A 17,251-nucleotide genomic window follows, 5' to 3' on the forward strand; every position below is an offset into this window, starting at 1 on the left:
TGCTCACCTCGGTGGGCATTTTTTATAGCAGTTTTAATCAATCCTTTTATGTTTTTATTTCGTAGCTATATTTTGATACAGGCTGCTTAAACTTAAGTAGTGAATTATTAATAATAACGAAAACTGAGAGTCATCATGAAAACATTACCGATATTAATCGCGGCGTCTTTACTCAGCGCGTCGTTTACAAGCATCGCAAACGTCAAGTTTAAGCTAGAGGCATTGTCTGAAAACCTACATGTGCTTTATGGGCGAGGCGGTAATATTGCAATTAGCACGGGCGATGATGGTATTTATTTGGTAGACGACCAATTCGCCAAGCTCAGTGATGACATTAAAAAACAAATTAGTCAGTTAAAACCCGGTGCGCCTGAGTTTGTAATTAATACACATCATCATGGCGATCACACTGGTGGAAATGAGAACTTTGCCAAAGCTGGGAGTCATGTCATTGCTCATCATAATGTTTATAGCCGTTTGAAAGAAAAGCATGGTGAAGGGTCTAAATATCTGCCTGTTTTAAGTTTCAGCCAAGATATGACGCTTCATTTTAACAATGAGCATGCGCAGCTTTGGCACTACGCCCATGCTCACACAGATGGCGATGCTGTTATTTTTTACAAGAATGCCAATGCAGTACACATGGGAGATATTTTCTTTAATTTAGGCAGTTTACCTTTTGTAGATGTCGACAGTGGTGGTTCTCTCGATGGGGTGATAAACGCGGTAGAGCAAACCTTATCAAGAATAAATAGCGATACTAAAGTGATCCCAGGTCACGGCCCAGTTACTGACAAGCAGGCACTCGAAACGTATCGCGCATTACTATTACAAGCTAAAAGTGCCATGGTATCAGCAATGAGCGGTGGAAAATCGCTTGAAGAGGTGCTTGCTGAGAAGCCGCTCTCAGTGTTGAATTTAACTTATTCAAACTGGTTACCAGAAGAGCGAGTGACCACTTTGTTTTATAGAAGCTTGAGTGCGCCAATCCACAGCCATTAAATAAAATAAAACATACCCATCCATCAGGATGGGTATGTTTTATAATCACTACGACTAAAGTTTACGTTCCTAAATTTAAAACCTTGTTTTAGATCAATTATTTTTCTTTGTACCCTGCCACACTCAAAACAGTAGTAAGAGATCAAATCTAATTGAATGGGAAATTCACATTATGACTTCAGCGTTTTATATTCCAACAGTAAATCTTATGGGTGCAGGTTGTTTGAAGGATGCCGCCGACAGCATTCAAGCACAAGGTTTTAAAAAGGGCCTTATCGTTACCGACCAAGTATTAAATAAAATTGGTGTTGTGGCTCAAGTACAAGCTTTATTAACTGAACGTGACGTGCAAACGGCTGTTTTTGATGGCACGCAACCAAACCCAACCATTGGCAATGTTGAGCAAGGGTTAAAAATCTTATCTGACAACCAATGTGATTTTGTTATATCACTGGGTGGTGGCTCTCCGCATGATTGTGCAAAAGGCATCGCATTAGTTGCCGCTAATGGCGGAAAAATTGCTGACTATGAAGGCGTTGATCAATCTGCAAAGCCGATGTTACCGCTGATTGCAATTAACACCACAGCAGGAACGGCATCAGAAATGACGCGCTTCTGTATCATTACCGATGAGGCGCGCCACATAAAAATGGCGATTGTTGATAAACATACTACGCCGCTTATTTCAGTAAACGACCCAGAGCTGATGCTAGCAAAACCAGCGTCATTGACAGCTGCAACGGGAATGGATGCACTGACACATGCCATTGAAGCGTATGTATCAATCGCAGCTACGCCAATTACAGATGCAGTTGCAATTAAAGCCATTGAATTAATCCAAGCCAATCTACGTGAAGCTGTACAAAACGGTGAAAGCATTGAAGCGCGCGAGCAAATGGCTTATGCACAGTTTATGGCGGGGATGGCATTTAATAATGCATCACTTGGTTATGTGCATGCCATGGCACACCAATTAGGTGGTTTCTATGACTTACCACATGGCGTATGTAACGCAATTTTATTACCTCACGTACAGCGCTTTAATGCCAAGGCTTGCCCTGAGCGACTAACGGATGTGGCAAAAGCCATGGGTGTTGATGTAAGTTCATTGACTGTAGAGCAGGGCGCAGAAGCGGCGATTGATGCCATCGTTAAATTAGCATCTGATGTGGGTATTCCTTCAGGTATTGAGCAGCTAGGTGCGAAAGCTGATGACATTCCAACCTTAACTGAAAATGCATTAAAAGATGCGTGTGGGTTTACCAATCCAATTCAGGCTACTGCAGAAGAAATTTCAGAAATCTTCCGTGCTGCCATGTAATACCAATGCTCTTAATTGAGTGATTGAGTATAGATTTCATTTTATTAAATTAGATGTCAAAGCCCTAGGTAACCGTTAGGGCTTTTTTATGGATACGTAAAAAGCAGAGTATTTCTGTGTGTACTTAAAGAGTTGCTTCCACTACATGGATAATACTGTAAAGCCCCTGTTTACTTGGAAAAGTGAAGTTGCCATTTAAATCAACCATTTTCCAATCTGTACGGCAAGTGCCTGGATAAGGAGGCGTTGTAAACTCTACTGATATATCAATGACTTCACCTGGTCTTACAGTGGGAAGTTCCACACTGTTAACTGAGTAGCATAAATTGGGGTCTTGAGGTGTAACACGTTGCAGGCGTTTATTTTGCCAAGCAATTGTACCAACATTTTGAACTCGCCAGGTTTTTATAAAGCTCGTATTTACTGCAATGGGAGAGCCATCTGGAATAGTGACATCTTTTATGAACTTAGTTCCATAACCAGTCTTTAATTCGAGATCCACCGTGTTACTGGTCAGGGTGGCCCCTTTAAAGTAAACCCCTAAACTGATAACTGTGAGTAAGGTTAACGCTGTGAATAGAATGGCGTGGCTTTTTAAATATTGAGCGGTAGTTAAAATAAAAGAGTTCTTTTTCGTGCTCTTATCATGACTAGCGGCCTCAGAACTTCGAATCTCAGACGATTCAGGCGAATTAAGTAGTGCATCGAATTCAGTTCTATCTAATTCTAGAACATCCATTAACTTGTTCTGTAAATCTTTACTCGGTGTTCTTTGACCATCCAAAACCTTATAAAAATGCGAGCGACTGCACTCACATAAGTTCACTATTTGCTTAATAGTGAGTCCTTTTGTCTCCGAGACACGTTTAATTTGGCGTCTAAGGGGGGTCATTATTATTCCTTTTTAATTTATTTTTGTAACCGATTTCATTAATTTGTCTCAGAGACAATCTTTCTATTGTACAGAATTTCTTCTCATCATAGAGTCCTTAATAGATTTTTAGTAAGAAAATTTTCTTAAAAATCATAATCGTTGTTTTGCGTGTTAAATCTAAAAAGAAAGTTAACGAGATGAAATGGTTATATAATCTTGTAATTAGCATGACCAAGAGAAAGCGGATCTGTGCAGAGTGTACTTTGGAGTTTCGACCAGATTCAGAAAACCAGCTGATGTGTGAGAAGTGTTTGGCTAGGCGTTCTGAGCAAGCTTCTCAATCTGAGGCTGGGCGTGATATTTAAGCCTTCAAAACTCTGAGTTTGAATTATACTTAGTGACAATATTAAATTTATTTAGTCAGCGGATCCTTGCATGCGGCTATCATTACTTTTTGTATGTTTACTCTTTTCATTTTATGCAAACTCAACGTCATTTAATGTTGTGACAGGGGTTGATAGACCGCCTTATTCGATGCAACGAGGAAAAACAGGCTTCGAAATCGACTTGCTTAGTGCGGTTTTAGACAATGTTGTTGAGAAGCATGAATTCGTTATTGCACCTTATGGGCGCTCTTTGAAAATACTTGATGTAAAGAATATTGATGCAATGACGACAGCGAGCATTTCTCTTTATAACGCATCAGGCAAGGTGAGTGAGCCTTATATTAAGTATCAAAATATTGCTGTTACTTTAAAGGCTGACAACTTAAAAATTAAGACACTTTCTGAACTTGAGCACTACTCAATAGCAACATTTCTTAATGCAAAGACGATATTAGGCAAAAACTTTGAACAAGCTGTAGAAAAATCAAACCACTATATTGAGCTTTCAGATCAGTCTCAGCAGCTTCATATGCTGAGAAGGGGGAAGGTAAAAGTATTGGTTATGGATATAAACATTTTTAATTATTTTAATAAATTTCATGAGTTAGAAGTCGATATCCACAAAATATTTCCACTAACCACTTATGGCCTATTAGTTAAAGATGAAGCTATCAAAAGGTCATTCAATCTCGAATTAAATCAATTTTTAAAATCAAAAGATTATATTGAGCTGGCAGACAAGTGGTCAATTGATCCTGGATTGTTGATTGACTGATTTTATAGTTTGCATTTTGTATGCAGCTACTTTTGATATTCAAATATTCTTTTCTATTCACCTGGTATTACCAGATTTAATTAGCTTAATTTATCTACCGCCACTACCATTCATTTACATTTCTTTACACGAGCTTCTCTGTGATTTTACTTTAACTAAAACAGCGCATTAGAAGGTTTTTATAAACGCTTTATTGGGAATTGACTTGTCATAAAAGATTCATCTTGTTTACATATTTGTAAATGTAATTAGAATTTATTGCATACAATATTCTTTGTTGTATTTTTGGACTGGCTTTCGTGCAACTTGAGCCAGTCTTTTTTTTGCGTCAGATCAGCAGGTTATTGGCTTAATCCGTTTCCAACGCAATGGTAATAATTGATTATCTGGAAGTAGAAGTATGATGTATAAATCGAAAAAGTTGTTTGTAGGGGCAAGCCTATTTGCTGCTGCAACTCTTCCAACCTATGCCTCAGCAGCCGCATTGTGCGGTGCAACGACAACAACAGGCAATGCTTTAACACTTGGACAAACTGAGTGTATTTCAGGAAATGGACTTTATTTTTATGTTGATATTGAGCAAGACAACACGGCACTCAATATTGTGACTTCTGGCGGTTCGGGTGAAGCTGATATATTTGTAAATACTGGCAACTGGGCAACATCAAGTAATTATTCGGCGCGCACAGAAACAGCGGGTACAAACGATGAATTAACGATAACGGCTAACAAAGGTCGCTTGTACATCAGTGTTTTTGGCGCACATGAACAAGTCTCACTGGCTTTAACAAAGGCTGTTAGCGGTGGTGACAACGGCTCGGTATCTTGCTCAGAGCAAACACAGCCAAGTGGTGCCTTAGCGTTGAACGAAACTGTGTGTATTGGAGGTAATGGCCTCTATTATTATGTAGATGTACCAGAAGACAATACCGAGCTGACGATTCAAACCCAAGGTGGTGAAGGCGAAGCGGATATTTTTGTAAACCGGGATAGCTGGGCAACACGTAGCAGTTACATTGCTTCTTCAGTTAATACTGGTACCAATGAAACTTTAAAAGTAACTGCCAATAAAGGGTTATTTTACGTCAGTGTCATGGGGCAAAATAGTGGTGTGAGTTTCTCGGTTAAAACCGGTGCTTCAACGCCAGATCCAGTCAATCCAACAGATCCTGCAACAGCTGACTTTGTGGTAGTCGAGCCTGTCATCGTCACAATTCCAACTGCTGAGCTGAGTTCAAAATCAGAATTCTCTGCTGATGTAAAAAAGGTTCTAGCCTCGACTTGGGCGCAGTGGGGGGAGATTTCAGCAAATTCCCCAGGCGTGGTTGCGGATGTTGCCAAAGCCATTCATTTCCTTGCGCAGCAAGATGATATAAAAGACAAAGACCTAGATACACTCCTGTATTTCTTACGTAATTTTGCCGCCAATGGCGATTTTACTCAGTTTACTCAAACTGATGCTAAGTTAATCAGTGATGCGCTTCATGCAGTTGCTATGATGACCGAGTTTTATACCACAGGTGCGCCTGCAGGCTTAATTCATGAAAGCTATGCAACTGCTTTGATTAATTTAACTACAGCCGAAGGCGCGCAGTTAATTACTGAGCAATTACCACACTTAATGGCATTAACTCAGTTCTATGCGGGTCTATCTAACCCATACGTGAACGACAACTTTGGCTATAGCACTAATCAAATCTTAAAAGCATTTTATGATTTAGCTTACATTGGCCAGCAAAACGCGGTGATTAAAGCGGCATTTAATGAGCATATGCTTGCTGTCATGTCTGTACTACGCAGTTATGCAATCGGTGAAACAGGCTTAGATATGCGCTGGAACACAGATGCAGATAGACTATGGATTGTTCCGCATGAGTTTTTAGCCTTAGGCCATGTTGCAAACCTAGCAGAACCTGCTGTTCAGACTCGTATTGATAGAATTGTTAAAGAAATCTTCGACGTAACATCGGCACAAGTTGATGCAGAAGCAGTGAAGAAGAAGATCACAGAAAGCTATCTTGAAACCGTAAACCGCAGCTGTGACAGTAGCGATGCACTGAACGGTTATTGCGCTGTACCGAAAAAGGTAGAAGATATTTTAACTATTACCTACCAATGTAATGACGCTATTACCATTCGCGCACAAGCGATGACAAACCAGCAACTTGCAACAGCATGTAGTCAAATGGAGAAGGTAGGCACCAACTTCCATCAATTCTTCAACACCAATATGCAACCAGTGAGCAACGATAACAATACCAAGCTTGAAGTCATTGTGTATGCAACGCCTGAAGACTATGAAGCATATGGTTATCAATTCTTTGGTCACAATACCAATAATGGCGGTATTTACCTTGAAGGCGATCCAAGTGTAACGGGCAATATTCCGCGTTTCCATGCCATGCAATGTCCACAAAGCTGGGTTGGCTTTTCATGTGACACCGCAGGCGAAGTCTATAACTTAGAGCATGAATACGTTCACTACTTAGATGGTCGTTACAACTTATATGGCATGTTCGCACACCATAACAACACCGTTTCTTGGGCCGAGGGCTGGGCTGAATTCTTAACCAAAGGTCAGTATAACAAGCGTAACTTTGATGCCATTGTGGGCAAGACTATTCCGTCTTTGCGCAGTATTTTATTCATGGAATATGGGTTTGATAACTTATATCCATGGAGCTACTTAACCATGCGCTACTTGGCTGAAAACCATAAACAAAGTGTTTTGGCCCTTGCAAATGCATTGAAGCTAAGTGACAGCACGCAGTTTGAAGCATTACTTGGCCAAATTGCGACCGAGCACAACGATGACTTTATCAATTGGATGGTTGCTAACACCGATGCGGTTGCGCCGGGCGAATTACCAGATCCTGTTGCGGGTGTATTCTCTGGTTGTGAGTTATTGACCACTTATGAGCGCGGCACCGCAAAAGCAACAGTTTCAATCACTAACCCTTATGCTGAGCCTGTGACTTTATACTGGGTTAACCCAGCCACAGGTGTGGCTGATTTAACTAACCCATATGCAACCTTGAGTAATGGCGAAGTATATAGCGCTGATTTTTGGTCTCAAGGCGACCGTATGGCAGTAATGGATAGTCAAAATAGCTGTTTAGGTGTGGTGGCGTTAACAGAGCTAAATAGTGATTATGTGATCACGAAAGCTATGCTACCAACGACAGATTCTGGCACAGATAATGGCTCTGGCACAGATAATGGCTCTGGCACAGATAATGGCTCTGGCACAGACAACGGTTCTGGCACAGACAATGGTTCTGGCACAGACAATGGTTCTGGCACAGACAATGGTTCTGGTACAGACAATGGTTCTGGCACAGACAATGGTTCTGGCACAGATAATGGCTCTGGCACAGACACTGGCTCTGGTACAGACACTGGTTCTGGCACAGGTGAAAACCCTTGGACGCCAATTGCGAACTGTCCAAATACTGAAACAAATAGTGCCTATGACATCGCAATTAATGAAAAGATCTGTATGACGGGCTCAGCGCCTAAGTACTTCACAATGACAGTACCTTGGGATGCTTCAACCGTTACTATCGGTCTTATGGGCGGTGAAGGTAATGTAAACCTATATGTGAACAATGAAAGTAATGCTTGGCCGACGTCTGCTGCAGCTGATTTATCGAGTACCAATGCGGGTACATCTCAATCAGTTCAGTTTACTGCCAATGCAGGCCAGCAGATCATGCTTCAGCTTGATGGCCAGTTTACAGGGGTGACTTTCCATGCCTTAGTGCAAAGTAATGAGCAAGGTGGTGGCAACACAGATCAAACACCAACTGATCCAAATGACCCATTTGTAAATAACCACCCAGAATTAAATGATGGACTACCTGAAGATGAGTCTCGCTTCTTAGGCTTAGATGGTCAGGCTTTGGTTGAGCGTATTATGGCGTCTAACCCGCAACATGTGGGTGCCGTATTCAACATTAAATCGGGTCAGGCGAGATACTTATTCAGCGAATCTAATATGATGTCGGTGATAAGTGAGCTTCGTCGTCAAGCGCGTACTATTGATGAGTACAATGCCTATAAAGTACAAGGTTTAATTTACTTCTTACGTGGTGGGTTATTTGTGCAGTTCTTTAATCCAGATCTTGTGCCGGCATACTCTTCATCTATTGAAGTAAACCTAAAAGCGGCAATGCAGGACTTATTTGCAAGCACTGGCATTTACGGTGAGTCAAACGACCAAGCATTAGCATTACAAGAGCTATTAACGCTGACTGATTCAGCTGAGATACGTGCGCCATTCTATGATAACTACATCAATATTTTAGAGATGTTTGATGAAACATGGGCGGCTAAGCGAAGCCGTATGGCAGCTGCTAATGCCATGATGACGGCGTTCTTCCGTGCTTCACAAGCAGCGCCAAATGGTGATGCAGATTTCATCGCACGTATGCAAGATGACCGTTTACTCGATACCCTATATCGCTTCCAACGTGATAATCGTTATTTACTACAAGCAGACGATAACTACTTCATTAAAAATGTGGTGAATGAGCTTGCACGTTTCTTAAGTGTGCCGTCATTAAAAGATCAGGTTAAGCCAATGGTTAAAAATATTTTGGCATCAACCAGTCAATATGATGAAACTGCATCGTTATGGGTAAAAGCGGGCAGCATGGCAGATACATTTGACCGTCAAGATTGTGGTTACTATGACATCTGTGGCTTTGCATATTACTTAGAAAAAGAAACCTTAAAGTTTAACTATCAGTGTTCAGATACATTAAAGATCCGTGCTCAGCAGATGTATAACGATCAAGCTCAGTGGATCTGTGAAGTATTAGGTAAGCAAGAAGCGCACTTCCATAATGTATTAAAGACTTACAACATCCCTGTGGCAGATGACTATAATGATGCACTTGAGTTAGTTATTTTTAACTCGTCAGAAGATTATCGCGACTATGCCGGCACATTCTTTAACATGGATACCAACAATGGTGGTATGTATTTAGAAGGTGCGCCGAATGATCCGAATAACCAAGCGCGTTTTATTGCTTATGAGCAAAATGGTGATGACTATTTCCATGTATGGAACCTACAACACGAATATGTTCACTACTTAGATGGTCGCTTTGATTTATACGGTGACTTTGCCCAGGGCTTAACCGCTGCTACAACTTGGTGGACAGAAGGTTTAGGTGAGTACATTGCATATCAAGACGGCTATAACCACGCAATTAATGTTGGTAAAGCGGGCAACGTAGCACTGTCTACTATTTTCACAAACACCTATGAGTCAGGCCAAGATCGCATCTATCGCTGGGGTTATTTAGCCGTACGATTCATGCATGAGCGTCATTCAAGTGATGTGGCAGAAATCCTTACTTACTTACGTAGTGGCGAATATCAAGCTTATCAGCAATACATTGATGACATTGGTACACGTTATGACAACGAGTTTGCAAATTGGGTTGCGTCATTAGCTGAAGGCGTAAGCGGTATTGTTGAAAGAGGCCCTGATGATTCGGTGGCTGTAAATTCAGGTGATGCTGGTAACTGGGCAGGTGAGCCAGAAACGATTGATACTGATTTCACACCGTGTTTGGCAACGGATGCAGCAAACGCATTTGATCCAAGTAACAACCAGTTAAGTAAAGGTGTGACTGTGGTGGAATGTATTTCTCCAAGCACATCGAGTGCAAACTTTGTGTTTGCAAATTCAGGCTCAGAGCCGTTAACGCTGCGTATTACCACAGAAGGTGGTTGGGGTAATCTAGATATCCTATACAAAGGCGGTAACTGGCCAACACGCAGTGACTACACAGCTAAATCGGGTGGTCACGGCAATACAGAATCGATTGACCTACAAATCGATGCCAATGAACACTGGCACTACTTTTCTCTTGACGGTCAATTTGGCGGCGCCAAGATGACAGTGGAGATTGTTGAGTAACCCTACAACAGAAGTAAAATCAGTTTCATTATTTGATACGTCCCTAAAGCCACTTGCAAGAGTGGCTTTTTTGTTTTCAGCTTTTGTAGCTGCCGATGGAGATAGATTAATTACCCTGAGCTCAGGTTAATTAATGTAAGTTTGCAAAGAGGTTAAGGAAGAGCAGTATAAAACAGGCATAAAAAAAGAAAGCATATGCTTTCTTTTTTGCTTAGTTTGTATTTAAAAATTAGCACCTGTAGGTGGAATTTTTCCATTCTGAACGGCAGGTTTAGTATGAACTTCATGACCATGGGTAAGCTGTTCATGGTGACCATGACGACTTCTTGTTTGCTGGTTTGGCTGTATAGGGGGAGCCGTCATAATGGGGCTTACTGGCACAGCTTTGATAGCTGGAGCCTGTTTGACGTCTGCTGATACATTTGACATGGTCAGTGTTTGGCCTATTTCAGCCTGTACTGTTGGTAAGGTACTCGGTGGCAAACTTTCTTGTTGTTTAACAACTGATGCTTGCTTTGGCTCAGCCTTATTTGAATCTTGATCATGTTGGAAAATAATGATGCTAGACACCGCCATTAACGCAATTGGAATGACAATTTTATTCATATGACACCTCTGAATATTGTATACCGTCAAGGTATCACTAGCTGTTAGTTAATCCAAGGTTGGCATGTATAAAATTGTAAAAATATGAATGATAAAAAGTCACCATTAAGTAAAATTGCTTGCTAGTATTAACTTAGTTCATTATCACAAAGGAATTAGTGCATGATGATGCACACGGAAGAACAGTTATCTACATCACCGCTGCAATTTTATCGGCGAGCCTTCTGGGTTGCGCTCACAATTACTATTATGCTGGCAGCAACACTGACGTTGCATTTATATAATTTAAAGTTACAACAAACCTTTACTCAGTTTGAAACCCACTACCAAAGACTTAATAGTCAATTAGATAAAACCATCACGGCAATTGATAATATCTTTCTCGCCGTCAACGTTAGTCTAGAGCAACCTTTGAGCTATGAATTTACTCGGCCCGTTTTATCACCAGTCGTACAGCGTTCAAATTATTTTTATCAATCACTAGGTAAAAGTTCAGGAGAGTTAGTGGGTTATGGAAACTTACAAGGGGTTGATTTATCTCTTCCATACTGGCGCAGAGTCATGGCGCTTGGCGGAGTATTCAATACTTCATTGGCTTTGTTAGAGCCCTTGGAAGCCATAGCCTATGTCAGTGAAAGTGGCTTGGTTTATGTGCAAAGAAGAAATCATCAGCACAGTGAATTGCTGAGTCAAATAGTTTCAGGTGGTTTTAAGCAAAATACAGATCTATCGAGGTTAATGACCAGCCAGCGTATTGAAGTTGCAGGAAAAAGCTACTTTGCTTTGTCGAATAAGCGTATCTCCAGCTCGGGCGACCACACTTTAATGGTTTTTGATGCGCAAAAGTTTCAAATCTTATTTTACGATAAGTCATTACCAGAAGCGCAAATTTATTTAACAGATAAATTGAACCGAAATCTTATAAATTCAGCAGCCTTAATTGCGTCTTCATATCCTGAAATTGGGGAACTGGCACCTTGGCATGATGGCGTGACTTTTTATAAAAGTGTCGATTCACGTCCTTTAGACTTAGTAATGACCGTCTCAGAGCAAGGCTTTTCACATGCGATTATTTATAGTTTAGGACTAGAGTTTAGCTTCATCTTGTTATTTATTTTTGCAACTTATTTTCCTTTGCACTGGTTATGTGAGCAAATTTTTGTACGGCCCTTAAAAGAATTATTCTCTTTTATTCAAAACCCAGAAAATACACAAAATAATTATATCGTTCCTAAACTTTGGCTTGATGAATTTAAACAGGTAAAGGCTATTCATAAACATCGCGAGCAATTGTTTGCACGTGTTAAAGATGACCACCAAGCACTATCAGATCAACTACTGCAAAAACAGCAATACTTAGAGCTTGCAGGGCAAGATAAAGAACGCCAAGGGGCCGTACTGAAAGGGGTATTAGATGCGGTACCCGATGCAATTTACTACAAGAACAGTGATAGGGCGTTGATTGGTTGTAATAGGGCTTTTGAACGATTAGTTAAAGCAGGTAAAGTCCACTTTTTGGGGAAAGATTTTAAAGACTTTGCACCGCACTTTTGCGAAATGAGTCATATCGAAACAAAGGTGAGAAGTCAGCATAAACCTTTCACGCAGCAGATCAACCTCGATAACAACAGCTATCACACGACGGTTGCCCCCTTTTTTAGCGAACAACATGGTGTTATGGGGTGTGTAGGTGTTTTAAGAGATATAACCGCGCATCAGCAAGCACTTCAGCTATTACAAGTTTCAGAATCGAATTTTAAGTCTGCCATTGAATATGCGCCGAATGGCGTTGTATTGGTAAAAGTGGATGGCAGTGTGATGATGTTAAATAAAGCTGCTGAGCAGTATTTGGGATGTGAGAAGCGTCCAGGGCAACATGTTTCGACATTATTCGGTCATGAAAATTATCAGCAAATGGCCCAAGTGCTTGAATACCTGACCAAACAAAAACTGCGAGTTGAAAAGCTAAGCCTTACTCAATCAGGCGTTTATCGGTTTCTCGATTTGAGGGTGTCTTTGGTGTGTGATAGTGACAAGATGCCTAAGTATTTTGTCATCCATATTCAAGATGTGACCGAAATCACCACCGCGCGCCTCGAGGCTGAAAGAGCGACCCTAGCAAAAAGCCGTTTTATTGCTAATTTAAGTCACGAAATAAGAACACCACTCAATGTAATTATGGGGCTGGTGGAAATGGTGAAGCAGTCAGTCACTGAACGACACCAACAAACTCGCCTAGAAACGGTGACACATGCAGCGCAAACTTTGCTTGATATGTTGAATGATATTTTGGACTTTGCCAAAGTTGAAAGCCATGAAGTAAGCATAAAAAACCAAGATATAGGGGTGAGCCAGTTTTGCGAGAATTTGTTTGAGTTAATAGAACCATTGGCGAAGAAGAAAGGTTTAGATATTTCTTTCAAAGTTGATGACGCCATTTGGCCTTGCTTATTGGGTGATAAACAAAAACTCACTCAGATCATGTTAAACCTGTTAAATAATGCTGTTAAATATACGACGCATGGGGCAGTTAGCTTCAGTCTTAGTTTAGATAAAAGCGAGACTGAAATTCAGCAAATCCGATTTTCTGTAAAAGATACCGGAATAGGGATTAAAGAAAGTGATCAAGGTAAGTTATTTGATGCTTTCACTCAGGTCGATGATAGTTTGTCTCGTGAGCATGAAGGAATTGGTTTGGGCTTAGCGATCGTTAAGCATGAAGTTGAGTTATTAGGGGGCACTATTGGATTAAAGAGTGAGTTAGGGAAGGGCAGTGAGTTTTTCTTTTCTTTGTCTCTTTGCAAACAACATTTCGCAACGCCATTTGAGCAGTTATCTTGTGTTTATTTCGGAGATTATTTGCCTAAATTAATGCAAGAGCTGGGTATTTCTTTAGTACAAGATATCTCGACCCTGCCTAAGGGGACTAAACACTTAATTGTTGCCAATGGGCAATTAGCTGAGCTATCAGGGCAATTTTTGACTGATTCGCTTCGCTCAGATATCGAATTTATTTACGTGAGTGATTCGGAGCTACCAATCGAGCATAATGATTTATTGGCAATGACAACCGTGTGTGAAAACCAAGCTTACCTTCAATCATGTCTAGCGTATATTTGGGAGCGTGAAAAAGGCAATCTCCCAGCCTTGAAAACCCAAAGCCAGTCAGGTTTAGCTGTGCAATCTAATTGCTGGTATCGCGGAGCGCTGTGTTTAGTTGTTGACGACAATGAGGTGAATCTTGAAATTACAAAAAACATGTTGCAGCAACTGGGAGTTAATACGGTTACAAGCCATACCGCTAAAGACATATGTGAAATTGTCGATAAATTAAGACCCGAGCTGATATTTATGGATATCCATATGCCTGAGGTGGATGGTTTTCAGGCTGCTGAGTTACTTTCTCAGTGTGATAGTATTTCTCATATTCCTATTTTTGCCCTGACAGCCAATACTGAGATTGCCCATCAACAAGAATATTTGCATTCTTCGATGCATGGATATATTAATAAACCTGTTACCCTAGAAGTATTAGAGAGTGTTTTGATTAAACACGTAAAACCACAGCGGAAGTTTTTTGATGAGGCGTTCGCGCTTCAACAGATGATGGATGAGCCCTCATTTTTAGATAATATGATGAGTAAGTTTGCTGAAATGTGTGAAAAGTACCTTCAGCAATTAGAAACTGATTTTGTTGTTAAAGAGCTCATTTTACTGGCTCATAGTATTAAAGGAGCGTCAGCTGGATTAGGGTTTGAACAGCTGGCAGAATCAGCAAAACAGCTAGAACTACATTTAAAGCAAGAACAAAAAATAGCAAACCCAGAACTGGTAGTTGAACTTAAAACGCAATTATTAAAAGTACGAGCGTTTCTAAATAAAAGATAAAGTGGGTGTTAAATGGCAAAAAGTGCGCATATATTAATCGTGGATGATGACCCGCTTAATCGTGTTGTGTTAGAAAATACCCTGGCGGATGAATATACGACATCTTTATGTGCAACCGCCGAGGCTGCACTGGATTTTTTAGAGTCACATACTGTCGATTTGATTATCTCAGATATTAGAATGCCGAGCATGAGTGGTTATGACCTACTCGAAAAGCTAAAAGAAAATCAAAGTACCTATTCCATCCCATTTATTATTATTTCAGCAAGTAATAGTTATAACGACGAAGCAAAAGGTCTCGAAATGGGGGCGATGGATTATATCACCAAGCCATTCAGCCCTGTTATTGTCAGAGCGCGAGTAAAAAACCATCTAGCCATTAAGCAAAAAAATGATCTTCTCGAGAAACTTGCAGCAATAGATGGTTTGACTGAGATCCCTAACCGCCGTTTATTAGATGAAACTTTGCTTAGATCTTGGCAAGGTAGCGCGCAAAGTAATGAGTCACTGTCATTATTTTTAGTTGATATTGACTACTTTAAAGAATTTAACGATACCTATGGCTATGCTGCTGGGGATGAATGTTTAATAAAAATTGCGCAAGCATTGGATGAATGCAGTCGCAAGTACGATGGTTTTGTTGCTCGATATGATGGCGTTCGTTTTGCGGCTTTACAAAAAGGTAAAACCAACGAGCAGGTAACTGTATTAGCTAAACAGATGCACGATGTGATTGATGCGCTAAAAATACCACATAAAAGTTCGCCTATCTGTGCTCATGTCAGTATTAGTATTGGTATTGTACATGTTGCTAAAGATTTTAGTGGTAGTGAGCAAGACGTTTTGAGGCTAGCTGATGATGCATTGGTTAAATCGCATTTGCAGCAAGAAAGGGTAACGATTTTAAACCGTTAAACTAGTAAGCTAGTTTAACGGCTTAATGCAGTATTTATAAAATCTGTTGTAATGCAGATTGACCAAAGCCGATCAATTTTCCATCTTTAAATACTAATGGCGTACACTCGTCTTTTGTTACTTTGCCATCTGAGTGTTTGCTATTGGTTGCAATGTAAATGACTTTGTAGACTGCTTCATCTTTTTTCACCAGCTCTGTGAAGTCAGGTGTTGGAAACTGTGCTAAAACTTGGTTGTAGTCATCACCTAGGTCAAGTTTTGCAATTGTTTTGCGGTTTTCTTTGTGCTGTGATTGCCAGTTACCACTGTTGTATTCAGACGCCCAACCATGTTCAACGCCATCATCTGAAACAGCCACAATACAGCCTGAAAGTAATGGCGCACTTAGCGCAGCAATAAGTAATAATTTTTTCATTGTAGATTTCCTTAAAAATTCGTTTCGGATAATTTGGTTTAACTAGAGCAAAATAGTTGCCAATTTTAAAAGTCTATATTTTACAATTGCATGCTGTTTTTCATACAATTTTTAAAGTGTAAACACTTCTATATTTTAGGATTATTCACCAACTTTTCGCGAATTACACAACAACATTACTTGGCGTGCCATGGGTAAAGTTAATGATATTTTTTGCGATCTCGTTCACTAATCGCTCAATTGATTCTTTCGCCGCCCAAGCTGTATGCGGGGTCAGTATTAAATTGTGGCCTTGATAGTTTGCCAGTGGATTTGTTGCTTGTGCAGGTTCAACAGATAACACATCAAAGCCCGCTCCCGAGATTTGATTGTTATTGAGAATTTCAACTAAAGCCACTTCGTCAACTATGCCACCTCTAGCAGTATTTATCACAAAGCTGGTGGACTTGAGCAAGGCTAGCGTTTCTTTATTGAATAAATTTCGGGTTTCATCATTCAGCGGACAATGAATAGATAACACGTCTGCAACCTTCAATGCTTTGGTAAACTCTGTGCGACCAGAACGAATGTGAGTGGCGTTTGGTCTTTCCGCAATAATAACCTGTGCGCCAAATGCTTCAGCAACTTTGCCAACAGCTTGACCTAAACTGCCGTGACCAAAAATCACAAAGTTTTTACCCGCCAATTCTGTAATAGGATAATCAAGTCGACAAAACATATTGCTTTGTTGCCAACGGCCGTTCGCACAATCTTGTTGGTAGCGATGAATGTTGGTCATTAAATTGCCCAGCAAGGTAAAGGTATGCTGCACCACAGACGGTGTAGAGTAACCGGCAACATTACATACTTTTATGCCTAATTGTTTAGCGGCATCAAGATCAATATTATTTGTGCCAGTAGCTGCAACGCAGATGAGTTTTAGAGCGGGAAGCTTGGCTAAAGTTGATGCGTTTAGAATCACTTTATTTGAAATAATAACATCAGCCCCTTCACTGTGAGTAAGTATTTGCTCCTCGCTTGTGTGTTGATGAATGTTGAGTTCGCCGAGTTTAGATAAAGGTGTTAAGTCTGTATTTGCGAGTGTAGCGGCATCGAGTAAGGCAATTTTCATAAAATTTAATCTCATCCCTTGACCTT

At 40.5% G+C, this 17,251-nt stretch carries 11 protein-coding genes; 7 read left to right on the top strand and 4 right to left on the bottom strand.

The genetic code is table 11. The features are described from left to right. Positions 1-132 precede the first annotated feature (132 nt). The gene (locus ACH784_RS04760; RefSeq protein ID WP_404395188.1) at positions 133-1,002 is read left to right on the top strand and encodes an MBL fold metallo-hydrolase; all 870 of its coding nucleotides are present in this window, start codon (positions 133-135) and stop codon (positions 1,000-1,002) included. A 172-nt stretch (positions 1,003-1,174) separates the two neighbouring features. Beyond that, positions 1,175-2,323 carry an L-threonine dehydrogenase gene (gene yiaY, locus ACH784_RS04765; protein ID WP_404393851.1) on the top strand — a complete coding sequence of 383 codons (1,149 nt, stop codon included), beginning with the start codon at positions 1,175-1,177 and terminating at the stop codon, positions 2,321-2,323. Between the two features lie 124 nt (positions 2,324-2,447). Here the strand turns inward: yiaY and ACH784_RS04770 are convergent, their stop codons facing one another. Continuing rightward, entirely contained in the window at positions 2,448-3,215 is a 768-nt protein-coding gene (locus tag ACH784_RS04770) for an NBR1-Ig-like domain-containing protein (RefSeq protein ID WP_404393852.1), read from the bottom strand. Between the two features lie 209 nt (positions 3,216-3,424). On the opposite strand from ACH784_RS04770, the gene ACH784_RS04775 reads away from it, so the two are divergent. From ACH784_RS04775 to ACH784_RS04785, 3 genes are all read left to right on the top strand, one after another. Next, entirely contained in the window at positions 3,425-3,562 is a 138-nt protein-coding gene (locus tag ACH784_RS04775) for a hypothetical protein (protein ID WP_404393853.1), read from the top strand. Positions 3,563-3,632: 70 nt separating this feature from the next. Further along, positions 3,633-4,358 (top strand): substrate-binding periplasmic protein, encoded by a 726-nt coding sequence (locus tag ACH784_RS04780; RefSeq protein WP_404393854.1) that lies wholly within the window; start codon positions 3,633-3,635, stop codon positions 4,356-4,358. Between the two features lie 400 nt (positions 4,359-4,758). Continuing rightward, a complete protein-coding gene (locus ACH784_RS04785) occupies positions 4,759-10,290 on the top strand; it encodes a collagenase (RefSeq protein WP_404393855.1) in 5,532 nt (1,843 codons plus the stop codon). A gap of 222 nt (positions 10,291-10,512) precedes the next feature. On the opposite strand, the gene ACH784_RS04790 is transcribed toward ACH784_RS04785, so the two are convergent. Then, positions 10,513-10,896, bottom strand: a complete 384-nt coding sequence (locus ACH784_RS04790; RefSeq protein WP_404393856.1) for a hypothetical protein — start codon at positions 10,894-10,896, stop codon at positions 10,513-10,515. Positions 10,897-11,058: 162 nt separating this feature from the next. Here ACH784_RS04790 and ACH784_RS04795 point away from each other — a divergent pair, with 162 nt between their 5' ends. Continuing rightward, positions 11,059-14,784: an ATP-binding protein gene (locus tag ACH784_RS04795; RefSeq protein ID WP_404393857.1), complete on the top strand. Its 3,726-nt coding sequence runs from the start codon at positions 11,059-11,061 to the stop codon at positions 14,782-14,784. Between the two features lie 12 nt (positions 14,785-14,796). Beyond that, the gene (locus tag ACH784_RS04800; RefSeq protein ID WP_404393858.1) at positions 14,797-15,699 is read left to right on the top strand and encodes a diguanylate cyclase domain-containing protein; all 903 of its coding nucleotides are present in this window, start codon (positions 14,797-14,799) and stop codon (positions 15,697-15,699) included. Positions 15,700-15,733: 34 nt separating this feature from the next. On the opposite strand, the gene ACH784_RS04805 is transcribed toward ACH784_RS04800, so the two are convergent. Continuing rightward, complete coding sequence (locus ACH784_RS04805; RefSeq protein WP_404393859.1) at positions 15,734-16,114, bottom strand: DUF3192 domain-containing protein; 381 nt, start codon at positions 16,112-16,114, stop codon at positions 15,734-15,736. A gap of 163 nt (positions 16,115-16,277) precedes the next feature. Further along, positions 16,278-17,225, bottom strand: coding sequence for a D-2-hydroxyacid dehydrogenase (locus tag ACH784_RS04810; RefSeq protein ID WP_404395189.1), 948 nt, complete (start codon positions 17,223-17,225; stop codon positions 16,278-16,280). Positions 17,226-17,251 lie beyond the last annotated feature (26 nt).

This window comes from Pseudoalteromonas phenolica, from assembly GCF_044788725.1.
In the GTDB taxonomy this organism is placed as follows: Bacteria; Pseudomonadota; Gammaproteobacteria; order Enterobacterales; family Alteromonadaceae; genus Pseudoalteromonas; species Pseudoalteromonas phenolica_C.